Genomic DNA, 22,389 nt, shown 5'->3' on the forward strand with positions numbered 1-22,389 from the left:
GGCACTCCCTGGGGTCGGCTACCTAAGCAAGCACTTGCTTGGTACGCTAGCACAGTGACCCGCACCGAAGGAGACCCTGCGATCAATTTGGGCCTGCCTGGGCGGGTGGTGCTGGTTACCGGCGGCGTCCGAGGGGTGGGCGCCGGTATCAGCGCGGTTTTCGCCGGACAGGGCGCGACGGTGGTCACCTGTGCGCGGCGTGCGGTCGAGGGCCTGCCCTATGAGTTTCACTCGTGCGATATTCGCGATGACGATGCCGTCAAGGCGATGATCGACGGCGTCGTCGACCGGCACGGCAGCTTGGACGTCGTCGTCAACAACGCCGGCGGATCGCCGTACGTGCTTACCGCGGATTCCAGCGCCAAGTTCAACCGTAAGATCATCGAACTCAATCTCATTGGTGCGCTGTCGGTTTCACAACATGCAAACGAGAAGATGCAACATCAGCCGGGCGGCGGTTCGATCGTCAACATCACCAGTGTCAGCGGGCGACGACCGACTCCGGGCACGGCCGCCTACGGCGCGGCCAAGGCGGGTATGGAGAGTCTCACGCAGACGTTGGCGGTGGAATGGGCGCCGAAGGTCAGGGTGAACGCGTTGGTGGTCGGCATGGTGGAAACCGAGCAGGCCGACTTGTTCTACGGCGACGCCGAGTCGATCGCGGCGATTTCGAAGAACGTCCCGCTCGGCCGCCTTGCCAAACCGGACGATATCGGTTGGGCGGCAGCATTTCTGGCGTCGGATGCGGCGTCCTATATCAGTGGCGCCGCGTTGGAAGTGCACGGTGGCGGGGAACCGCCGCATTACCTGGCCACAACGAATGCGATCAAGTAGAGGAGTCAACGATATGGGCATAGCCGACGGCCGGGTGGTCATCGTCACCGGAGCGGGCGGCGGCATCGGCCGCGCGCACGCGCTGGCCTTCGCGGCCGAGGGTGCGCGTGTCGTGGTCAACGACATCGGGGTTGGGCTGGATGGCTCGCCGGCGGGCGGCGGCAGCGCCGCGCAGAGCGTGGTCGACGAGATCACCGCAGCCGGCGGCGAAGCCGTCGCCGATGGATCCAACGTCGCCGACTGGGACCAGGCGGCCGCCTTGGTTCAGACCGCGGTCGAGACATTCGGTGGCCTGGACGTTCTGGTCAACAACGCCGGCATCGTGCGGGACCGGATGATGGCCAACACCAGCGAGGAGGAGTTCGACGCCGTCATCGCCGTGCACCTCAAAGGACACTTCGCCACGATGCGCCACGCCGCGTCGTACTGGCGCGGACTGTCGAAAGAGGGCAAAACCGTTGATGCGCGGATCATCAACACCAGTTCCGGTGCGGGCCTGCAAGGCAGCGTCGGCCAGGGGAACTACAGTGCCGCTAAGGCCGGCATCGCGGCCATGACGCTCATCGGTGCCGCCGAGATGGGTCGGTACGGCGTCACCGTCAACGCGATCGCACCGTCGGCCCGCACCCGGATGACCGAGACGGTTTTCGCGGAGATGATGGCAACCCAGGACGACGATTTCGACGCGATGGCGCCGGAGAACATCTCGCCGTTGGTGGTGTGGCTGGGTAGCACCGAATCAAAAGATGTGACCGGCAAGGTTTTTGAAGTCGAGGGCGGCAAGATCCGCGTCGCCGAAGGTTGGGCGCACGGCCCGCAGGTCGACAAGGGCGCGAAGTGGGATCCGGCCGAACTCGGTCCGGTAGTCACTGACCTGTTGGCCAAGTCGCGGCCACCGGTCCCGGTCTACGGAGCTTAACTCTCGCCTCCTCCGTGGCTCAGCGCGGACTAGCTCAGGAGAACGCGTTGACGCCGGTTAGAGCGCGGCCACTGAGCAGGCGCTGAATCTGGCTGGTGCCTTCGTAGCTGCGGTGGATCAGCAGGTTCGCCGCGGGGACATTGCCGGTGCGCTGCTATTGTGGCCCCACTGTGAGTTTCAGCGAAACGCGCCGACCGCGACGATTGCGGTGGTTTGTCGTTGTCGTCGTCGCAGTCTGTGTTCTGGGGGGCGTCAGCGGGTCTGGGCTTGTGCAGTTCCAGTCCACGGACTCTGCATTGCCGCCACCTGGGCTGGTGCTGGGCGCTGACGATATCGAGTGCGCCGACGGAAGTCACGATTCGTCGACGGCATGGCAGCCGTTGTCTCGCGCTGCAACGCGGCATCACGCTGTGCGGCGATTGCGCTGGTGGTCGTCTTCGTCGGTTTCGCTGTCCGCCTGCAGTTTCCGGCTCGGGGTGGCCGGCTCAAGCGCACCCGCCATCGCCTTGGCCGGTCATCAACTTTTGACCTACTTCTGCGTCGATCGGCGCTGATCGATCAGCGCTGCGTTCGACAGCGGCCGCGGTGGGTAGCGACGATCACACGAACCAGCCTGAACAGGCTGGCCAAGAGACGTTTGACGCCTCGAAACGTGAACGGTTGCTATCGGCCGGAGTATCGACAACGACTATCCGACGGGGCAGCTCCCCAGCACAGCGCATGCCTGCCAGCACAGTCCGGCCGACATTGCGCGACCTGAAAAGACGACCACGGAGGAACCCAGACTCATGACCGAACCCACCACACGAGGCATATCGAAAGGCGATTCGATCGACACGGCTGAATCGCCGAAGACACGCGATCGGCACAGGCTGCTGCCCGGTCTTAGGTTGGATCGACCGCGGCAAACCAGCACCGCCAACCCCACGTTCACAATCCATTGCCGGTCGCCAACAAAGTGGCTCGGTGAAATGTTCGACCCTGAGGCGAGGTTGTCGTGGGTCCTGGCTTGGCTGGCCGGGTTGGTGGGGGCGGTGGCCTTCACCCACTCGGCTGATTACTTCGTGACCGCGATGAGCGGCAACACACAACGCGCGGTGGTGGGTGTCTTCATCGATCGTCCCTGGCTGACCATCTCAGCGTCATCACTGTTGGCGTGCTTTTTCGCTGGTGCGGTCACCGGGGCGCTGGGTCGCCAATATCTGTGGGGAGCGCGAAAGCACGGCCCAGTTATGCTTATGACCCTTTGCCTAATCGTCGCCACGGTCGTCGATGTCGGGTTGGAGGGGTGGTTGATGGATAAAGTCTATTTCGGTGCGATCTTGGTGGTTGCCTTCGGTATGGGCGTTCTCAACACCTCGTTCGTCAAGAACGGGGAAGTCTCGATCGGACTGGGCTATTTTACGGGAACGATTGTGAAACTGGCCCAGGGCCTCGTAGCTCATCTCAGCGGTGGCGGAACCGCTGCGGATTGGCTGGGATACTTTGTGCTCTATATGAGTTTCGTCGTTGGCGGCATGCTCGGCGGCAGTCTCAATTTGCTGGTCACGCCTTCTCAGATAATGGGGGCTGCCACCATCATGTGTGCGTTGACGACGATTTACACTTACTTCTACGCACGTCGGCATGGCCTGTCAAAGTAACTGCATAAGCCAAATGTCATTACTTCAGATTGCGCGGCCACGACCCACTTAATTTGTCGCCCAATGTCGGCCGCGGTGCCCGAGATGTCAAGACTGGATTCGCGTCGAGCTTCATGCGGGTTCGCAGACCACCAACGGGATCACCCGATCGGTGGCGTCGCGGTACCCGCGGTAGGGCGGATAAATCCTGGTGAGCGGCGGCCAGTAGCGGTCCCGCTCCTCGTCGGTGGCGTCGCGGGCGGCAAGTTGTAACCGCTCGGCGCGGATCTGCACCTCGACGATCGGATTGGTTTGGAGATTGAGGTACCAGGTGGGGTTCTCGGCGCGGCCACCGAAAGAAGCCGGCACGATCACCCGATTGCCGTCGCGCAGATACAGCGTCGGCGTGGTCCGTGGCTCACCCGATTTGCGGCCGGTCGTGGTCAGCAGCGCCGCCGGAAACCACAACAATTTCGCACCGAGTCGGCCATTGGTGCGGCGATACACCCAAATGTGGGCGCGGGCGAAGTATTTGAGCAACAGGGCCAGGAACCGTGAGTTGCGAATCCAGCGTTGCTGCGTCACACAACCCAGAATAGAAGTTACGGGTCGCAGATGACGACCGGTATAACCCGGTCGGTCCAGGACTGGTAGTCGTCAAACGAGGAGTACATCTCGACAAGCCGGGGCCAGTACTGTGCACGCTCGTCGTCGGTGGCGTCGCGCGCCGTCAAATGCAGCACTTCCTTTTTGATCTGCACCTGCACTCGCGGGTTGGCTTTGAGATTCAGGTACCACATCGGGTTGTTGGTGCGGCCGCCCTGCGACGCCACCAGCACCACGCGGTCACCGTCGCGCAGGAACAGCAGGGGGCTGACCCGCGGCTGCCCGGTCTTGCGACCGGTGGTGGTCAACAGCGCCACCGGCGCGCCCTGCAGGAACTTGCCGCCGACCCTGCCGCCGGTCGCCTTATACAACTGCGAGTTGATGCGCGACATCCATTTGATGAAAGTGCCGGTGCCGGCAGAGTTGAGCGCGCGCGGTGGATTTGCCATCGGCGGTGTTACCTAACGTCGAATGAACGGGCGAAGGTGAGCCCGGATGTGATGGATCGTGCCATCCGGGATGAGAAACGTCTCGTCGACGTGCGCGCACACCCGGCGCCCCGCGAACGACGGCTTGGTGATCACGTCGAACCGCGCCCGCACCTGATCGCCGTCGACGCTGAACTCCGGAGTGGTGGTCGCCGCGATCACCCGGTACTGCAGTCCACGATTAAGGCTGCGCCGCAGGTGGTTTCCGGAAAAGCCGGTCTTGAGCCCGGCCTCGATCCGGACACAGTTCGGCGCGAACGGAACAGCGTCTGCGCGGTGGGTGGCCAGCGCGTCGATATACGACTGCGCGGCCGCGATCCGCTCGGCGTCGGAAACCTGACTCACCTAGATCCGCTCGATGATGGTGCCGGTCGACAGGGCGCCGCCGGCACACATCGTGATCAGCGCGGTGCTCTGGTCGGTGCGCTCCAGTTCGTGCAGCGCGGTGGTGATCAACCGGCTGCCGGTGCAACCCACCGGATGCCCCAGCGCGATCGCGCCGCCGTTGACGTTGACCCGGGCCATGTCAGGGTTGTGTACCCGCGCCCAGGACAGCACCACCGACGCGAATGCCTCGTTGATCTCGACGAGGTCGATATCACCCATCTTCATGCCGGCCTTCTCCAGCACCTTCGCGGTGGACTGCACCGGGCCGTCCAGGTGGTAGTAGGGCTCCGCGCCGACGAGTGCTTGGCTGACGATTCGGGCCCGCGGCCGCAAACCGATAGCTTTAGCTTTGTCTTCATCCATCCACAGCACCGCCGCGGCACCGTCGGAGATCTGCGACGACGTGCCCGCGGTGTGGATACCGCCGTCGAGCACCGGCTTCAACTGGGCCAGGCCTTCCAGCGTGGTGTCGCGCAGACCCTGGTCACGACCGACCATGTGCCGCTCGGCGGTTGGCTGCTTCTGCTCGTCGAGTACTGGTGCTTCGATGGGTGAGATCTCGCGGTCGAAGCGACCCTCGTCCCAGGCCTGCTTGGCATGGCGCTGCGATGCCAAGCCGAACTCGTCGATGTCCTCTCGGGTGATGCCGCGGCGCTTGGCAATGCGCTCGGCGGCCTCGAACTGGTTGGGCATGTCGATGTCCCACGATTCGGCGCGGATGGCGCCACGGTCCGGGCCGGCGTTGGCGCCCAGCCCGACCCTGCTCATCGCCTCGATGCCGCAGGCGATCCCGATGTCGATGGCGCCGGCGGCGATCAATCCCGCCACCAGGTGGTTAGCCTGCTGTCCACTGCCGCACTGGCAGTCCACGGTGGTGGCGCCCACGTGCTCCGGCAGGCCCGCCGTCAACCAGCCCACCCGGGTGATGTTGTTCGACTGCTCGCCGTACTGGGTTACGCACCCGCCGATGACCTGTTCGACATCGCCCGCGTCGATGCCGGCCTTGTCGACCAGCGCCTTTTGCACGGCGCCGAGCAGCTCGGTGGCATGTAGCCCCGACAACCATCCGTTGCGTTTGCCGATCGGGCTGCGGGTGGCTTCAACAATGACAGGATTACCCATACGGCCAGGCTAGAACACGTTTCATTACTCTGACAAGCGAGGATGCGTTCCCGCCTTTTGTCTGCGGTGAAGCCGTGTTTTACTGGCACTAGAACACGTTGCATTGAGGAGCGCACAACATGCCAACCCCCAATCTGCCCGCAGGGTTCGATTTCCTCAACCCTGACATCAATGTCGAGGGTCTTCCGGTCGAGGAGTTCGCCGAGTTGCGTCGCCTCGCGCCGATCCACTGGATCGAGCAGGCCCCGGGCAAGGGTGGTGGCTTCAACGACGGCGGCTATTGGGCGATCACCAAGCACAAGGACGTCAAGGAAGTGTCGCTGCGCAGCGAGGTCTTCTCCAGTTACGAGAACTGCGTGATTCCGCGGTTCGAAGACGACATGGCACGGGAGAACATCGAGGTTCAGCGCTTCGTCATGCTCAACATGGACGCACCGCACCACACCCGGCTGCGCCGCATCATCTCTCGCGGCTTCACTCCGCGGAACATCGAACGGCTGCGTGACGAGCTCAACGAACGCGCGCAAAACATCGTCAAAGCGGCCGCGTCGGCCGGGACCGGCGATTTCGTCGAACAGGTGTCGTGCGAGCTGCCACTACAGGCCATCGCCGGCCTACTCGGCGTTCCGTTGGAAGATCGCGACAAGCTGTTCCGCTGGTCCAACGAGATGACCGGCAGCGAAGACCCCGAATACGCCGACATCGACCCGCAGATGTCGTCGGTCGAGCTGATCCAGTACGCCATGCAACTGGCCGCCGCCAAGACGGAAAACCCCGGTGAAGACATCGTCACCACGCTGATCAACGCCGACATCGAGGGCGAGAAACTCTCCGACGATGAATTCGGGTTTTTCGTGGTGATGCTGGCGGTAGCCGGCAACGAGACCACTCGCAACTCGATCACCCACGGCATGATCGCGTTCTCCGAGCACCCCGACCAGTGGGAGCTGTTCAAAAAAGAGCGCCCAGCAACCACCGCTGACGAAATCGTCCGCTGGGCAACGCCCGTCACCTGTTTCCAGCGCACTGCGCTGGAGGACTATGAGTTGTCCGGTGTGCAAATCAAGAAGGGGCAGCGAGTGGTGATGTTCTACCGCTCGGCCAACTTCGACGAGGAAGTCTTCGACGACCCGTTCACCTTCAACATTCTGCGCGACCCCAATCCGCATGTGGGCTTCGGCGGCACCGGCGCGCACTACTGCATCGGCACCCACCTGGCCCGGTTGACGATCGACCTGATCTTCAACGCGGTAGCCGACCATGCACCGGACATGCTGCCGCTGGCGCAGCCCGAGCGGCTACGGTCGGGGTGGCTCAACGGCATCAAGCACTGGCAGGTCGACTACAGCGGAAAGTGCCCCGTCGCGCACTGATCGCAGACTGCGGGTAAGTGAATCAAGGAGGATTCGGGTGGATTTCAGTCCGGACCCGGCACAACAGGCTGTCGCCGATGTGGTCACCTCGGTGCTGGACCGGGACAACAGTTTTGACGCGTTAGTCGCGGGCGGAGTGACCGCGCTGCCGGTGCCGGAACGTCTTGGCGGCGACGGTGTCGGTCTGCCTGAGGTGGCGACAGCACTGACCGAGATCGGTCGCCACGGTCTCGTCGGGCCAGCACTCGCCGTCCTCGGACTTGCCGCGGTGCCGCTGCTGGACCTGGCCTCCGACGATCAGCAGGACCGCTATCTCGGCGGGCTGGCCAAGGGCTCGCTGATCACCGCCGCGCTGAACGAGCCCGGGGCGGCGCTGCCTGAGCGGCCGGCCACCACTATTGCCAACAACCGGCTCTCCGGCACCAAAGTCGCTGTCGGATATGCCGAACAAGCCGAGTGGATGCTGGTCACCGCTGACAGCGGGGTCGTCGTGGTGTCGCCGAAGGCCGATGGCGTGCAGGTGAAGAAAACGCCGACGTCCAATGGATCTGACGAGTACGTGGTGACATTTTCCGACGCCGAGGTGGACGGGGTGCTGGACGGAGCGAGCGCCCGTCGCGTCAACCAACTCGCGCTGGCGATGATCGGCGCCTACGCCGCTGGGTTGGTCGCCGGTGCACTTCGGCTGACCGCCGACTACGTGGGCAGTCGCGAGCAATTCGGTAAACCGCTGTCGACCTTTCAGACGGTGGCCGCACAGCTCGCCGAGGTCTACATCGCTTCGCGGACCATCGATTTGGCGTCGACGTCGGTGGTGTGGCGATTGGCCGAAGGCCGGGACGCCGACGACGACCTCGACGTGCTCGGCTACTGGATCACCTCGCAGGCGCCGCCGGTGATGCAGATATGCCACCATTTGCACGGCGGGATGGGGATGGACATCGACTACCCGATGCACCGCTACTACTCCACGATCAAAGACCTGACCCGACTGCTGGGCGGGCCGTCGCATCGTCTCGACCTGGTGGGAGCGCAATGTTCATCGACCTGACGCCGGAGCAGCGACAGCTGCAAGCCGAACTGCGGCAGTACTTTACGAATCTGATCAGCTCGGATGAAGCCAAGGCGATGGAATCCGACCGGCACAATGAGGCTTATCGTGCGGTGATCCGGCGAATGGGTCAGGACCGCAAGCTCGGCGTCGGGTGGCCAAAAGAGTTCGGCGGCCTGGGTTTCGGCCCGATCGAGCAGCAGATCTTCGTCAACGAAGCGCATCGGGCTGACGTGCCGCTGCCTGCCGTGACACTGCAGACGGTGGGCCCCACCCTGCAGGTGTATGGCAGCGAGATGCAGAAGAAGAAGTTCCTGCCCGCGATCCTGGCCGGTGAGGTGCACTTCGCGATCGGCTACACGGAGCCGGAAGCCGGCACCGACCTCGCGTCGTTGCGGACCACCGCCGTGCGCCATGGCGACGAGTACATCGTCAACGGACAGAAAGTGTTCACTACCGGTGCCCATGATGCCGACTACATCTGGCTGGCCTGCCGCACCGACCCCGACGCCGTGAAGCACAAGGGGATTTCAATCCTGATCGTCGACACCAAAGATCCCGGCTACTCGTGGACGCCGATGATCCTGGCTGACGGTGCTCACCACACCAACGCCACCTACTACAACGACGTTCGGGTGCCCGCAGACATGCTGGTCGGCGAGGAAAATGGCGGCTGGCGGCTGATCACCACCCAGCTCAACAACGAGCGGGTGATGCTCGGGCCCGCCGGCCGCTTTGCCAGCATCTACGACCGGGTGCACGCATGGGCCTCCAAGCCTGGTAGCGACGGTGTCACCCCGATCGATCATGACGACGTCAAACGCGCGCTCGGTGAAATCCATTCGATCTGGCGGATCAACGAGTTACTCAACTGGCAGGTCGCCGCCGCAGGTGAGGACATCAACGTGGCGGACGCTGCGGCCACGAAAGTGCTTGGCACCGAACGTGTCCAGTACGTGGGCCGGCTTGCCGAGGAGATCGTCGGCAAGTACGGCAACCCCGCCGAGCGGGATACCGGCGAGCTGCTGAGCTGGCTGGACTCCCAGACCAAGCGCAATCTGGTGATCACCTTCGGCGGCGGGGTCAATGAGGTCATGCGTGAGATGATCGCGGCCGCTGGGCTCAAGGTGCCGAGGGTACCGCGATGAGCGATCTGCAAACTGCCATCGAGCAAGTCAAGGCGGCGGGCAAGAGCAAGCCGCGGCTCGGCCGCGATCCGGTGAACCAGTCCATGATTCACCACTGGGTCGACGCCATCGGCGATCAGAACCCGATCTACGTCGAGGAGGCGGCGGCCAAAGCGGCCGGCCACCCGGGGATTGTCGCGCCGCCGGCAATGATTCAGGTCTGGACCATGATGGGGCTCGGCGGATCTCGTCCGGACGACGATCCGCTCGGCAAGATCATCGAGCTCTTCGACAACGCCGGCTACGTCGGGGTGGTCGCCACCAATTGCGAGCAGACCTACCACCGCTACCTCCGCCCGGGCGAGGAGGTCAGCGTGACCGCTGAGTTGACAGATGTCGTCGGGCCCAAGCAGACCGCGCTGGGCGAGGGCTATTTCATCAACCAGCACATCACCTGGCAGGTGGGCGACGAGGACGTCGCCGAAATGAACTGGCGTATCTTGAAGTTCATTCCGCGCGACGAGCAATCGGTCGCTGGGCCGGTACCCGAGGACCTCGAGGCCGACAAGATGATGCGGCCGGCGTCCTCGCGGGATACCAAGTTCTTCTGGGATGGCGTCAACGCCCATGAGTTACGCATCCAGAAGCGGGGCGACGGCAGCCTGCAGCATCCGCCGGTACCGGCGATCTGGCAGGACAAACAAGCGTCGATCGACTACGTCGTCGCCAGCGGCAAGGGCACGGTGTTCAGCTTCGTTGTGCACCACGCCCCGAAGGTGCCCGGCCGCACGTTGCCGTTCGTCATTGCGCTTGTCGAACTCGAAGAAGGCGTGCGGATGCTCGGCGAGCTCCGCAACGTAGACCCCGCAGCGGTGGAGATCGGAATGCCTGTACGCGCCACGTATATCGACTTTCCGGCCAACGACGTGGGTCCGGCGTGGACGCTGTACGCGTGGGAGCCCGACGCATGAGCGCGCCAGTTGTCGAGGTCGGCACGATGCTGCCGGAGCTCAAACTGTACGGCGATCCAACCTTCATCGTCTCGACGGCGATCGCCACCCGCGACTACCAGGACGTGCACCACGACCGGGACAAGGCGCAAGCCAAGGGATCCAAGGACATCTTCGTCAACATCCTGACCGACACCGGTTTGGTGCAGCGCTACATCACCGACTGGGCCGGACCGACCGCGATCATCAAGTCGATCGGGCTGCGGCTGGGTGTGCCGTGGTACGCCTACGACACGGTGACATTCTCCGGTGAGGTGACCGCGATCGACGATGGCTTGATCACGTTGAAGGTCGTGGGCAGCAACAGTCTTGGCGACCACGTCATCGCGAATGCGACGTTGACGATCGGAGATGCCTGATGCTCTCGGGTAAAGCCGCGATTGCCGGCATCGGTGCCACCGACTTCTCGAAGGACTCGGGCCGCAGCGAGTTGCGGTTGGCCGCTGAGGCCGTCCTCGACGCGCTTGACGACGCGGGCCTGACACCGGCCGACGTCGACGGCATGGTCACCTTCACGATGGACTCCAACACCGAGGTCGCGATTGCCCGGGCCACCGGAATCGGGGACCTGAAGTTCTTCTCCAAGATCCATCATGGTGGGGGAGCAGCGTGCGCCACCATCCAGCAGGCAGCCATCGCCGTGGCAACCGGCGTCGCGGATTGCGTTGTGGCGTATCGGGCTTTCAACGAACGATCGGGCATGCGGTTCGGGCAGGTGCAGACCCGACTGGTGGAAAACGCGGACTCGACGGGGGTCGACAACTCGTTTTCGTATCCGCACGGTCTTTCCACGCCGGCCGCGCAGGTGGCAATGATCGCCAAGCGCTACATGCACCTGTCCGGCGCGACCAGCCGCGACTTCGGCGCGATCTCGGTAGCCGATCGCAAGCACGCTGCCAAAAACCCCAAGGCGTACTTCTACGAGAAGCCGATCACGATCGAGGATCACCAGAGTTCACGGTGGATCGCCGAACCGCTACGGCTGCTGGACTGCTGCCAGGAGACCGACGGTGCGGTGGCGCTCGTCGTCACCTCGGTGGAGCGGGCCAAGGATCTGAAGAACCGGCCCGCCGTCGTCGAGGCCGCGGCCCAGGGCTCGAGTCCGGACCAGTATTCGATGGTCAGCTATTACCGGCCCGAGCTCGACGGCCTGCCGGAGATGGGGCTGGTCGGCAAGCAACTCTGGCAACAGTCCGGCCTAAAGCCCACCGACATCCAAACCGCGGTGTTGTATGACCACTTCACCCCGTTCACGCTGATCCAATTGGAGGAGTTGGGATTCTGCGGTTGGGGCGAGGCTAAGGACTTCATCGCCGATGGAGCGATCGAGATCGGCGGGCGGCTGCCGATCAACACGCACGGTGGACAGCTCGGCGAGGCCTACATCCACGGCATGAACGGGATCGCCGAAGGCGTACGGCAACTGCGGGGAACGTCGGTGAACCCGGTGCCGAATGTGGAACACGTCCTGGTCACCGCCGGCACCGGCGTGCCGACATCCGGCCTGATCCTGGGTTGAATTTCTTCCCCTAACCGCGAGCGTGAACTTGGGTTCACGTTGGCCGCCGAGTGTGAACCTAATCTAACTTCACGCTCGGCGAGACGGCCAAAAATTAGGCCGGCACCAGCTCCACGCCAGACAGCACGACGGCGTTCTCCCGCGACGGCGCGACCACGCTGGCCAGCATGCGCCCGTCTTCCTTCCACACGTCGGCTCGTAACGTCTCGCCGGGAAACGCCACACCGGCGAAGCGTGCGCCATAGGAGCCGACCGCCGCGACGTCGGCGTCCAGCAGCGCATCGACGATGGCCTTGCACGTCATGCCATAGGTGCACAGGCCGTGCAGGATAGGACGGTCAAAGCCTGCGGCAGCGGCGAATTCAGGATCAGAATGCAGCGGATTACGGTCTCCGCACAGCCGGTAGAGCAGCGCCTGCTGCGGCAGGATCGGTATCTCCAGCTCGACGTCGGGCGCCCGATCCGGTGCGACCGTCGACGTCGACGGCCCCCGCTCACCGCCGAACCCGCCTTCACCGCGGGCGAAGATCGACCGCCGCTGCGTCCACAGCAGGGTGCCGTCCGGTGCGGTCACCGTGGTTTCGGACCAGATCACCGCGGCCTTGCCCTTGTCCCAGATATCGGTGAACCGGGTGACGGCGCGCGCCGAGCCGGACGGCGGCAACGACGCCGGCGCCGAAACTTGTTCGCTGGCGTGCAGCACCTTGCTCAGCTCGATGTCGATGCCGGGAAACTGCACGGTCGGCGGTTTGGTGGCGTGGAAGGTGGCGGCCACGTTGCCGAACGTCGGCAGTACCTGTGGTGTCTCGTCGATCAGATAGCGCAGCTCGCGGGGATCCATCGGATCGGCGCCGGCGCCCAAACCCAAGTGGTAGAGCTGCACATCGCTGCTGCTCCAGGAGAATTCGATTGGATCCAGCTCGGCAGCAAGAGCGACTTCCGGGTTGATTGGCATCTCTAATTCTCCCCTGCGATGTGCAGCGCCGCCAGGTAGCCGAATGTCATCGCGGGCCCGATGGTGCCGCCCGGCCCGGGATAGGTGTGGCCCATCACCGGGGCGCTGACGTTGCCCGCCGCATACAGCCCATCGATGACGCTGCCGTCGTCGCGCAGCGCGCGGCCGTGGACATCGGTACGGATACCGCCCTTGGTACCCAGATCGCCGGGGACCATCTTGGCCGCATAGTAGGGCGCGTGGCTGATCTCGCCAAGGTTTGGATTGGGCTTGTTGGTCGGGTCGCCGTAGTAGCGGTCGTAGGCGCTCTCCCCGCGGCCGTAGTCCTCGTCGACGCCGGAGCGCGCAAAGCCGTTGAAATGCCGTACGGTCGCGGTGAATTCGTCGACGGGCAGGCCCGCCTTCTCGGCGAGCTGCTCGAGCGTATCGGCCTGGATGATCACGCCGGATTCCAGCCACTTGCGTGGAATACGTTGTCCAGGCTGCAATCCCGCGAAAATATAACGGTCGCGGTATTGCTGGTCGAACACTAGCCACGCCGGAATGTTCTCGCCCGGCCCGGGTCCCTGGCCGTGCTCTCCGCCGTACATGTGATGGCATGCCTCGACGTAGGGCATCGATTCGTTCATGAACCGCTTGCCCGACATGTTGACGATGATCGAACCGGGGGAGTTGCGCTCCGACAGCGCAAACCATGGTGCGCCGACCAGTGGCACCGTCGGCCCCCACCAGGCGTCTTCCATCAGTTCCAATGTGGCGCCCAGCTTTTCGGCGGCGAGGATACCGTCACCGGTGTTCGCTTTGGCGCCTACCGTCCACTCGGTGGTGATCGGCGCCCGCTGATACTTCACCCGCATCTGCTCGTTGTGCTCGAAGCCGCCGCTTGCGAGGATCACGCCGCGTCGCGCCGTGATCAGGGTGGGCTCCGCCGCGTCGGAAGCGCTGTCGACGACATACACGCCGCGCACCACGCCGTCCTCGACGTAGAGATCCGTCAACGCGGTGTTGAGAAGCACCGGAACACCGGCCTGCTGCAACCCGATTCGCAGCGGCCCGATCAGCGCGCGCCCCATACCGACGAGGTTCTTACCGGTTGCTTTGGCCCACATCGTGCGGGCACCGACTTTCAGGCTGCGCAGCACGCCGCGCGGGTGTCGCTTCAACTGGTTCAGTCGGACGTAGTCCTGCTGCATCACAACGACATTGAGTGGAACCTTGCCGTACGGCGGCTCCAGCCCGGGCAGATCAGGTCCGAGCTTGTTGGCGTTGAACGGCTTTGGCTCGATGGAACGGCCGCCGGGACGCCCGCCAGGCGCCTCCGGGTAATAGTCGGAGTAGGCCGGTACCCAGCACATTTTCAGCGGTGTGTGCTCGAGAACGAACGACAGCATTTCGGGTCCGCGCTGCAGATAGGTGTCGATGCGTTCGGGCTCGACGACGTCGCCGACGATTCCGTGCAGGTATTTGCGTGCCGCTTCGGCGGAGTCAGTGACACCGTCGCGCTTGAGAACCTCGTTGTTGGGAATCCAGACGCCACCCCCCGAGCGAGCGGTCGAACCGCCGTAGTGTGCGGCCTTCTCGACGACTAGTGTCGAGAGACCCCGGTGAGCGGCGGTGAGGGCAGCAACCATGCCCGCGCCACCGCTGCCGACTACGACGACGTCGTACTCCTGAGCTGTCATGTAGAACACGTTATAGAATTGCCCTGGCTGGGCGCTACCGACCCGGTCACACCGACGAGGGGACTTCGGTCAATGATCCCGGTTGCCACCCGTGACGAGCTGGCCGCCGACCTGGCGCAGGCTGAGCGGAGTCGTGAGTCGATTTCGCCGTTGACGGCCGCGCACCCGGAGATCGACGTCGTCGACGCCTATGAGATCCAGCTGATCAACATCCGTCAGCGGGTGGCCGAGGGGGCCCGCATCGTGGGCCACAAGGTGGGGCTGTCGTCGCTGGCGATGCAGCAGATGATGGGTGTCGACGAACCGGACTACGGCCACCTGCTCGATGAAATGCAGGTCTTCGAAGACCAGCCCGTCACCGCGGCGAATTATCTCTACCCGCGGGTGGAGGTCGAAGTGGGATTCATCCTGGCCGCCGACCTCCCTGGGGCCGACTGCACTGAGGACGACGTACTGGCCGCCACCGAGGCGTTTGTGCCGTCGATCGAGTTGATCGACACCCGCATCACCAACTGGCAGATCAAACTGTGCGACACCATCGCCGATAACGCATCGTCGGCCGGCTTCGTGTTGGGCCAGGCGCGGGTGTCACCGGCCGACATCGACATCACGACGATCGACGCGGTGTTGACCCGACGCGGGGAAGTGGTGGCCAAGGGCCGCAGCGACGCGGTGCTGGGCAACCCGGTCACCGCGGTGGCGTGGCTGGCGCGCAAGGTGGAAAGTTTCGGCGTGCGCCTGCGGGCCGGCGACATCGTGCTGCCGGGCTCATGCACCCGGGCCATCGATGCGCGGCCGGGCGACGATTTCGTCGCCGATTTCGCCGGACTGGGGTCCGTCCGGCTGACGTTCGAATAAGAGGAGCAAACATGCCGTCCAAGGCAACCGTCGCCATTGTCGGATCGGGCAATATCAGCACCGACCTGCTGTACAAGCTTCTGCGCTCGGAATGGTTGGAGCCGCGCTGGATGGTCGGCATCGACCCGGAGTCCGAGGGTCTGGCCCGGGCCCGCAAACTGGGCCTGGAGACCACCCACGAAGGAGTGGACTGGCTGCTGGCGCAGGACGAAAAGCCCGATCTGGTGTTCGAGGCCACCAGCGCTTATGTCCATCGCGACGCGGCCCCGCGCTATGCCGAGGCCGGGATCCGGGCCATCGATCTGACCCCGGCGGCCGTCGGACCGGCGGTGATTCCCCCGGCGAACCTGCGCGAGCATCTGGATGCGCCCAACGTCAACATGATCACCTGCGGCGGGCAGGCCACCATCCCGATCGTGTACGCGGTGTCGCGGGTGGTCGACGTGCCCTATGCCGAGATCGTGGCGTCGGTGGCGTCAGTGTCGGCCGGGCCGGGCACCCGGGCCAACATCGACGAGTTCACCAAGACCACGTCCAAGGGGGTGGAGACGATCGGCGGCGCCAAGCGCGGCAAGGCGATCATCATCCTCAACCCTGCCGATCCGCCGATGATCATGCGCGACACGATCTTCTGCGCCATCCCCGAAGACGCCGACCGTGACGCGATCGCGCAGTCCATTCGCGACGTGGTGGCCGAGGTCCAGACCTATGTGCCCGGCTACCGGTTGCTCAACGAACCGCAGTTCGACGACCCGTCGATGAACTCCGGTGGGCAGGCGCTGGTCACCACCTTCGTCGAGGTAGAAGGCGCGGGTGATTACCTGCCGCCCTACGCCGGCAACCTCGACATCATGACGGCTGCCGCAACCAAGGTCGGCGAGGAAATCGCCAAGGAATCACTGTCTGCCACGGCAGGGGGCACCCGATGACCAGCATCTGGGACGTCCGCATCACCGACACGTCGTTGCGGGACGGCAGCCACCACAAACGGCACCAGTTCACCAAGGACGAGGTCGGTGCCATTGTCGCGGCGCTGGACGCGGCCGGCGTGCCGGTGATCGAGGTGACCCACGGCGACGGGCTGGGCGGGTCGAGCTTCAACTACGGGTTCTCCAAGACCCCGGAGCAGGAGCTGATCAAGCTCGCCGCCGAGACCGCCAAAGAGGCCAAGATCGCGTTCTTGATGCTGCCCGGTGTCGGCACCAAAGAGGACATCAAGCAGGCCCAGAACAACGGCGGGTCGATCTGCCGGATCGCCACCCACTGCACCGAGGCCGACGTGTCCCGCCAGCACTTCGGCCTGGCCCGCGAGCTGGGGCTGGAAACCGTCGGATTTCTGATGATGGCCCACACCATCCCGCCGGAGAAGCTGGCCGCCCAGGCCCGGATCATGGCCGACGCCGGGTGTCAGTGTGTCTACGTGGTCGACTCGGCCGGCGCACTGGTGCTCGAAGGTGTGCGCGACCGGGTAGCCGCGCTGGTCGCCGAACTCGGCGACGACGCGCAGGTCGGCTTTCACGGGCACGAAAACCTCGGACTGGGGGTGGCCAACAGCGTGGAGGCGGTGCGTGCCGGCGCCAAGCAGATCGACGGTTCGGTGCGGCGCTTCGGCGCCGGTGCGGGCAACGCACCGGTCGAGGCGCTGATCGGGGTGTTCGACAAGATCGGCGTCAAGACCGGCATCGACTTCTTCGACATCGCCGACGCTGCGGAGGATGTGGTGCGCCCGGCGATGCCCGCCGAATGCCTGCTCGACCGCAACGCGCTGGTCATGGGGTACTCCGGGGTGTACTCCAGCTTCCTCAAGCACGCCGTCCGGCAATCCGAACGCTACGGCGTGCCCGCCCACGAACTGCTGCACCGGGCCGGTCAGCGGAAACTCATCGGCGGCCAGGAGGATCAGCTGATCGACATCGCACTGGAGATCAAGCGCGAAGAGGCTGCGAAGGCTTAGCGGGTTGCGGCGCGGAACGCTTCGACGAGTTCGGTCAGCAGATCAGTCGCGCGGCCGACCTCGCGCGGCAACGACATAGTGACCCGCACGTCGGTCACACCGGCCGAGATCAGCGGCGGAGCCGATGCCACGGTCGCAGCTATGTCGACCGAACGGTCGGGTCGTTTGACGGTCGTCGCATGACCGAGCACCTGCAGGTCAACGGGGTCACCACCGAGGTCGGCGATCTTGTCCTTCATTGCTGCGATCGCTCCCGCGGGATCGCTCACGGCGGGGCCCCACGGGATCCAACCCCGGCCGAACTTGCTCAGCCGGCGTGCGACGGCGTCGTTCACCGTTCCACTGACCCAGATCGGCACTCCGCCGGCCTGAACGGGTTTGGGCATCTGGTGGATCTTGTCGAACGACAATTCGGGTGACCGGTAGGAACTGCGTTGCTGTGTCCACAGCGCATTGCATACTTCCAGCGTGTGATCGAGCAGCCTTCCCCGCCGCTCGAACGGCAAGCCTGCTGCCTCGTACTCCTCGCGCTGCCATCCCACACCCACACCCAGATCAACCCGGCCGCCTGACAACACGTCCAGGGTCGAGACCTGCTTGGCAAGGACAGCAGGGCGGCGCAGCGCCGCCAGCAGCACCGCTGTACCGAGCCGGATGCGGGTCGTCATCGCCGCCAGCGCAGTGAGCACCGTCAGCGGCTCGAGCCAGTGACCATCGGGGCCTGTCGGTTGGCGGCCGCCGGCGATCCCACCGAGCGCCGGGTTGCTGTACGCGTCCGGATTTTCGCCGAACACGACGTGGTCAGAGACCACGACGCGGTCTACGCCCGCAGCATCCATGGCTTGCCCCAACGCCAGCGTCGAAGTCCACGCGTAGTCCTGATCGTCGGTAAATGTGCGCAGCTGAAGCGAGATCTGTGGCGATATCGGCATGTCTCCTCCTACCCGGCGGACGTGATGCCGCTAGCGCGTCGTTGCACATCGCCTGTCGCGCATAACTTTATGACGCCACCTGCGACGCCGACCGCCCGCGGCGTCGTCGTTTCACGCCGGCCGCTCAACCGATCCATGTTTGGCCCGCGCCGCATCGGGCAATGGTTGTGGGCGGGTGGGATTTTTCTAACTGCGAGGAGCAGTCCGATGCACATGTCAGCGACGGCCCTTCGTCGTGGGCTTTACGGAATGTTTGCCGGCGCGCTACTGACGGCCGGGGTGGTGGCCATGGTGCCCGCTGCGCACTCCGCGCCGAGCCCCTGCAGCTCGATACACCAGGCGCAGGTGTTGGCTGATGCCGGATGTCAGCAGCCCATCGCTGATTGACTTTCGCTCGCCCACCACCGCCAGCTGCAGTAACGCTGTCGCGCGTATTCTCGATTTACAACCAAAAGTGATGCATAACCGCGTGATGAGGACCGAGCCAATGATCGTGAATTCCAGCCCTAATCGGCGCCGACTGTCCGGCCTGGTTGCTGGTGGCCTGCTGAGCGCCGTTGCCGCTGCGGTGATCGCGGTGCCGCTGCCGGCGGCGGTGTCGGTGGCGAACGCACAGCCAGAGTGCAATCAGGACGTGGGTAGTTCCATCGACGCGTACCTGCAGCGCCATCCCGACCTCCATCAGCAGCTGCAGGACAAGTCACGGGGGGAGGGCGGTAACGGCAGCGTCATCGACTACCTGAACCGGCATCCCGACGTACGCCAGCACCTGATCGAGCTGTCCCACGCGTGCCCACCCTAGTGAGTCGGCCTCGTCTTTGAACGCCGCGGCCGACGCCCCGGAATGTTCGCCCATTGACGAAAAATAGAACACGTTCTAGCGTCTAGGCGTGTTCTCCCAGCCGCTCATCGACGCCATCGCCGAGGCCGAGGAACTCGTAGTGGCCGCGCCGCACATCGAGACCGAAGCCGACCTGCTCGAAGGACTGCAATACCTGGCCGGCTGCATCGCCGCCTGCACGCACCTGGCGTTCGACTATGAACGCGACCATCCATTCCTGCTCTCTGGCACTGGTCCGTTCACCAAGATGGGCCTGGACAATCCGGACACCCTTTACTTCGGCTGCCGGGTGCATGCCAACCACGACTACCTGGTCACCGGCACGCGCGGCACCACGACGGACCTGAGCTTCCAATTGCTCGGCGGCGAATACACCGACGACAATGTGCCGGCCAGTCAGGCCGCGTTCGACGACCGCGAGCTCGAGATCGCCGAGGACGGCAGTTTCGAGTGGCGGGTGCGGCCGACCGGTCCCGCACAGCTGGTGATTCGCGAGGTCTACGGCGATTGGTCGCAGCAGCGCGGCACCGTGGCGGTCACCCGCCTGGACACCGCGGGTACCGCGCCACCGCCGCTGACCCGCGCCACGATCGAAAAGCGTTACAGCACAGCAGGAAAGCAACTCGTCAACCGGATAAAGACCTGGATCCAGTTCCCGCAGTGGTTCTATCTGAACATCCCGGTCAACACCATGGTCTCACCGCGGCTCACGCCGGGCGGCTTGTCAACCCAGTACTCGTCCGCCGGGCATTTCGACCTGCGCCCCGACCAGGCTCTGATCATCACGTTGCCGGTGACGGACGCGCCGTATCTCGGCTTCCAACTGGGCAGCATGTGGTACATCTCGCTGGACTACATCAACCACCAAACCTCGCTGAATGCCGCTCAGGCTCAGGCAGATCCCGACGGCAAGATCCGCATCGTCGTCGCCGACCAGAACCCCGGCGTCACCAACTGGGTCGAAACACTGGGGCACCGTCGCGGATTCCTGCAGTTCCGCTGGCAACGGGTCTCACGTCAGCTCACCGAGGCGGACGGACCCAGCGTCGAGCTCGTCGACTTCGACGCCGTCCCGGCCGCGCTGCCGCATTACGAGCACAACAAGATCTCCGAGGACGGCTGGCGCGCGCGAATCGCCCAGCGCCAAAACCAAATCGCCAACAGAATGCTGGGGTAGTGATGCCAGGAATGCTCGACGGCAAGGTCGTGGTGATCAGCGGCGTGGGCCCTGCCCTCGGCACCACGCTGGCCCGGCGCTGTGCCGAAGATGGCGCCGACCTCGTGCTGGCGGCGCGCACGGTCGAACGCCTCGACGACGTCGCCAAGCAGATCACCGACACCGGCCGGCGCGCGGTGGCGGTCTCCACTGACATCACCGACGACGATCAGGTGGCTAACCTCGTGGAAGCTTCGCTGGCCGCCTACGGCAAAGTCGACGTGTTGATCAACAACGCGTTTCGGGTGCCGTCGATGAAACCGTTGGCCGGCACCACGTTTCAACATATCCGCGATGCCATCGAGCTCACTGTGCTCGGCGCGTTGCGGCTCATCCAGCGATTCACGCCCGCGCTCGCCGAATCGAACGGCTCGATCGTCAACGTCAATTCGATGGTGATTCGGCACTCGCAGGCCAAATACGGCGCTTACAAAATGGCCAAGTCCGCGCTGCTGGCGATGTCCCAGTCACTGGCCACCGAGCTCGGTGACGACGGAATTCGAGTCAATTCAGTTGCACCAGGCTATATCTGGGGAGACACCCTCAAAGGATACTTCACGCATCAGGCCGGCAAATACGGGACGACGGTGGATCAAATTTACGCCGCCACCGCCACGAACTCCGACTTGAAGCGGCTGCCCACCGAAGACGAGGTCGCGTCGGCGATCCTGTTTTTCGCCAGCGATCTGTCCAGTGGCATCACCGGACAGACGCTCGACGTCAACTGCGGAGAGTACAAGGCCTGATGACCTCGCGAACCGACGTCGGCACCGTCGACGACTTGCACGCCTCGGCGACCAAGTTGGTTGGGCTGGACGATTTCGGCACCGACGACGACAACTATCGGGAGGCACTGGGCGTATTGCTCGAGTCCTATCAGCGGGAGGCCAACCTCACCGAACTGGGCAGCAAGATGAACCGATTCTTTTTGCGTGGCGCGCTGGTCGCCCGCTTGCTGTCCCAAGCCGCCTGGCAGCAATACCCCGGGCATGCCGACGTTGTGATCGAGCGGCCGATCTTCGTCACCGGGCTGGTGCGCACGGGAACCACTGCGCTGCACCGCCTGCTCGGCGCCGATCCCGCGCATCAAGGCTTGCAAATGTGGCTGGCCGAATACCCGCAGCCGCGTCCGCCGCGGGAAACCTGGGACTCCAATCCCATCCACCGAGAAATCGACGCCCGGTTCACCCAGCACCACAACGAGAACCCGGACTACACGGGGCTGCACTTCATGGCCGCCGACGAATTGGAGGAGTGCTGGCAGTTGCTGCGGCAGTCGTTTCATTCGGTGTCCTACGAGACGTTGGCGCACCTGCCCAGCTACGCGAAATGGCTGTCGGGCCAAGATTGGGGCCCGGCATATCGACGGCACCGCAAGAACCTTCAGCTCATCGGACTCAACGATCCCGGAAAACGCTGGGTGCTCAAGAATCCCAGCCATCTGTTCGCCTTGGACGCGCTGATGGCCACCTATCCCGACGCGCTGGTGGTGCAGACGCATCGCCCGGTCGAGACGATCATGGCGTCGATGTGCTCGCTGGCCCAGCACACCGCCGAGGGTTGGTCGAACACGTACACCGGCGCTCAGATCGGACACGACTCGATGGATACGTGGTCACGCGGGCTGGAGCGGTTCAATGCGGCACGGGCTGAGTACGATCCGGCACAGTTCTGCGATGTGGACTACGCAAACTTCGTCGCGGACCCGGTGGGCACCGCGGAAGGTGTGTACCGGCACTTCGGCTTGACGTTGACCGATGAGGCGCGGGCCGCGATGGAACTCAGCCACGCCGAAAGCCAGACCGGCCCGCGCGCGCCCAAACATTCGTATTCGCTGGCCGATTACGGGCTGACCGCCGAGGCAGTCAGGGAACGCTTCGCCGGGCTGTAATC

Annotated in this window: 23 protein-coding genes; 16 read left to right on the plus strand and 7 right to left on the minus strand. The window is 64.3% G+C overall.

What is annotated here, in order from left to right:
* Positions 1-81 precede the first annotated feature (81 nt).
* The 3 genes from AC5Y5W_RS00335 (at position 82) to AC5Y5W_RS00345 (ending at position 3,396) form a co-directional block, all read left to right on the plus strand.
* Positions 82-834 carry an SDR family oxidoreductase gene (locus tag AC5Y5W_RS00335; protein ID WP_500008843.1) on the plus strand — a complete coding sequence of 251 codons (753 nt, stop codon included), beginning with the start codon at positions 82-84 and terminating at the stop codon, positions 832-834.
* A gap of 13 nt (positions 835-847) precedes the next feature.
* Positions 848-1,753: an SDR family oxidoreductase gene (locus tag AC5Y5W_RS00340; RefSeq protein ID WP_500008578.1), complete on the plus strand. Its 906-nt coding sequence runs from the start codon at positions 848-850 to the stop codon at positions 1,751-1,753.
* A 971-nt stretch (positions 1,754-2,724) separates the two neighbouring features.
* The gene (locus AC5Y5W_RS00345; RefSeq protein ID WP_500008844.1) at positions 2,725-3,396 is read left to right on the plus strand and encodes a YoaK family protein; all 672 of its coding nucleotides are present in this window, start codon (positions 2,725-2,727) and stop codon (positions 3,394-3,396) included.
* A 111-nt stretch (positions 3,397-3,507) separates the two neighbouring features.
* Here the strand turns inward: AC5Y5W_RS00345 and AC5Y5W_RS00350 are convergent, their stop codons facing one another.
* Genes AC5Y5W_RS00350 through AC5Y5W_RS00365 form a run of 4 tightly spaced genes read right to left on the minus strand, consistent with a single transcriptional unit; the run spans position 3,508 to position 5,978 of the window.
* Positions 3,508-3,960, minus strand: coding sequence for a nitroreductase family deazaflavin-dependent oxidoreductase (locus AC5Y5W_RS00350; protein WP_499889050.1), 453 nt, complete (start codon positions 3,958-3,960; stop codon positions 3,508-3,510).
* A gap of 17 nt (positions 3,961-3,977) precedes the next feature.
* Entirely contained in the window at positions 3,978-4,430 is a 453-nt protein-coding gene (locus AC5Y5W_RS00355) for a nitroreductase family deazaflavin-dependent oxidoreductase (RefSeq protein ID WP_500008579.1), read from the minus strand.
* A gap of 12 nt (positions 4,431-4,442) precedes the next feature.
* Positions 4,443-4,814 carry a DUF8021 domain-containing protein gene (locus AC5Y5W_RS00360; RefSeq protein ID WP_499889053.1) on the minus strand — a complete coding sequence of 124 codons (372 nt, stop codon included), beginning with the start codon at positions 4,812-4,814 and terminating at the stop codon, positions 4,443-4,445.
* Positions 4,815-5,978, minus strand: coding sequence for a steroid 3-ketoacyl-CoA thiolase (locus AC5Y5W_RS00365; RefSeq protein ID WP_499889054.1), 1,164 nt, complete (start codon positions 5,976-5,978; stop codon positions 4,815-4,817). It abuts the gene before it with no gap.
* Between the two features lie 119 nt (positions 5,979-6,097).
* Between AC5Y5W_RS00365 and AC5Y5W_RS00370 the strand changes: the two genes are divergently transcribed.
* Genes AC5Y5W_RS00370 through ltp2 form a run of 6 tightly spaced genes read left to right on the plus strand, consistent with a single transcriptional unit; the run spans position 6,098 to position 12,058 of the window.
* Positions 6,098-7,351 carry a cytochrome P450 gene (locus tag AC5Y5W_RS00370; RefSeq protein ID WP_499889056.1) on the plus strand — a complete coding sequence of 418 codons (1,254 nt, stop codon included), beginning with the start codon at positions 6,098-6,100 and terminating at the stop codon, positions 7,349-7,351.
* A 37-nt stretch (positions 7,352-7,388) separates the two neighbouring features.
* Positions 7,389-8,402 (plus strand): acyl-CoA dehydrogenase family protein, encoded by a 1,014-nt coding sequence (locus AC5Y5W_RS00375; protein WP_500008580.1) that lies wholly within the window; start codon positions 7,389-7,391, stop codon positions 8,400-8,402.
* On the plus strand, positions 8,387-9,550 hold the full coding sequence (gene fadE29, locus AC5Y5W_RS00380; protein WP_500008581.1) for an acyl-CoA dehydrogenase FadE29: 1,164 nt from the start codon (positions 8,387-8,389) through the stop codon (positions 9,548-9,550). Before AC5Y5W_RS00375 ends, fadE29 begins: the two co-directional genes overlap by 16 nt.
* Entirely contained in the window at positions 9,547-10,500 is a 954-nt protein-coding gene (locus AC5Y5W_RS00385; protein WP_500008582.1) for a bifunctional MaoC family dehydratase N-terminal/OB-fold nucleic acid binding domain-containing protein, read from the plus strand. Before fadE29 ends, AC5Y5W_RS00385 begins: the two co-directional genes overlap by 4 nt.
* Complete coding sequence (locus AC5Y5W_RS00390) at positions 10,497-10,898, plus strand: MaoC family dehydratase (protein WP_499889066.1); 402 nt, start codon at positions 10,497-10,499, stop codon at positions 10,896-10,898. Before AC5Y5W_RS00385 ends, AC5Y5W_RS00390 begins: the two co-directional genes overlap by 4 nt.
* Positions 10,898-12,058, plus strand: a complete 1,161-nt coding sequence (gene ltp2, locus AC5Y5W_RS00395) for a 17-hydroxy-3-oxo-4-pregnene-20-carboxyl-CoA lyase (RefSeq protein ID WP_499889068.1) — start codon at positions 10,898-10,900, stop codon at positions 12,056-12,058. Before AC5Y5W_RS00390 ends, ltp2 begins: the two co-directional genes overlap by 1 nt.
* Before the next feature lie 94 nt (positions 12,059-12,152).
* On the opposite strand, the gene chsH3 is transcribed toward ltp2, so the two are convergent.
* Positions 12,153-13,013, minus strand: coding sequence for an enoyl-CoA hydratase ChsH3 (gene chsH3, locus AC5Y5W_RS00400; protein ID WP_499989062.1), 861 nt, complete (start codon positions 13,011-13,013; stop codon positions 12,153-12,155).
* Positions 13,014-13,015: 2 nt separating this feature from the next.
* Positions 13,016-14,695 carry a 3-oxosteroid 1-dehydrogenase gene (kstD, locus tag AC5Y5W_RS00405; RefSeq protein WP_499989060.1) on the minus strand — a complete coding sequence of 560 codons (1,680 nt, stop codon included), beginning with the start codon at positions 14,693-14,695 and terminating at the stop codon, positions 13,016-13,018.
* Between the two features lie 72 nt (positions 14,696-14,767).
* Between kstD and AC5Y5W_RS00410 the strand changes: the two genes are divergently transcribed.
* From AC5Y5W_RS00410 to dmpG, 3 genes are read left to right on the plus strand one after another with little or no spacing between them, the layout of a single operon-like run.
* The gene (locus tag AC5Y5W_RS00410; RefSeq protein WP_499889074.1) at positions 14,768-15,553 is read left to right on the plus strand and encodes a 2-keto-4-pentenoate hydratase; all 786 of its coding nucleotides are present in this window, start codon (positions 14,768-14,770) and stop codon (positions 15,551-15,553) included.
* 11 nt (positions 15,554-15,564) lie between these two features.
* A complete protein-coding gene (locus AC5Y5W_RS00415; protein ID WP_499989058.1) occupies positions 15,565-16,482 on the plus strand; it encodes an acetaldehyde dehydrogenase (acetylating) in 918 nt (305 codons plus the stop codon).
* Positions 16,479-17,507, plus strand: coding sequence for a 4-hydroxy-2-oxovalerate aldolase (dmpG, locus tag AC5Y5W_RS00420; RefSeq protein WP_499989056.1), 1,029 nt, complete (start codon positions 16,479-16,481; stop codon positions 17,505-17,507). Before AC5Y5W_RS00415 ends, dmpG begins: the two co-directional genes overlap by 4 nt.
* On the opposite strand, the gene AC5Y5W_RS00425 is transcribed toward dmpG, so the two are convergent.
* Positions 17,504-18,439: a TIGR03619 family F420-dependent LLM class oxidoreductase gene (locus AC5Y5W_RS00425; protein WP_499989055.1), complete on the minus strand. Its 936-nt coding sequence runs from the start codon at positions 18,437-18,439 to the stop codon at positions 17,504-17,506. The genes dmpG and AC5Y5W_RS00425 overlap by 4 nt on opposite strands.
* Before the next feature lie 487 nt (positions 18,440-18,926).
* On the opposite strand from AC5Y5W_RS00425, the gene AC5Y5W_RS00430 reads away from it, so the two are divergent.
* The 4 genes from AC5Y5W_RS00430 (at position 18,927) to AC5Y5W_RS00445 (ending at position 22,387) form a co-directional block, all read left to right on the plus strand.
* Entirely contained in the window at positions 18,927-19,241 is a 315-nt protein-coding gene (locus tag AC5Y5W_RS00430) for a hypothetical protein (RefSeq protein ID WP_499989068.1), read from the plus strand.
* Between the two features lie 88 nt (positions 19,242-19,329).
* Positions 19,330-20,457 (plus strand): hypothetical protein, encoded by a 1,128-nt coding sequence (locus AC5Y5W_RS00435; RefSeq protein ID WP_499989053.1) that lies wholly within the window; start codon positions 19,330-19,332, stop codon positions 20,455-20,457.
* A 2-nt stretch (positions 20,458-20,459) separates the two neighbouring features.
* Entirely contained in the window at positions 20,460-21,242 is a 783-nt protein-coding gene (locus AC5Y5W_RS00440; RefSeq protein WP_499899814.1) for an SDR family oxidoreductase, read from the plus strand.
* Positions 21,242-22,387: a sulfotransferase family protein gene (locus tag AC5Y5W_RS00445; protein ID WP_499989051.1), complete on the plus strand. Its 1,146-nt coding sequence runs from the start codon at positions 21,242-21,244 to the stop codon at positions 22,385-22,387. Before AC5Y5W_RS00440 ends, AC5Y5W_RS00445 begins: the two co-directional genes overlap by 1 nt.
* Positions 22,388-22,389 lie beyond the last annotated feature (2 nt).

It is taken from the genome of Mycobacterium sp. NGS51, from assembly GCF_059812525.1.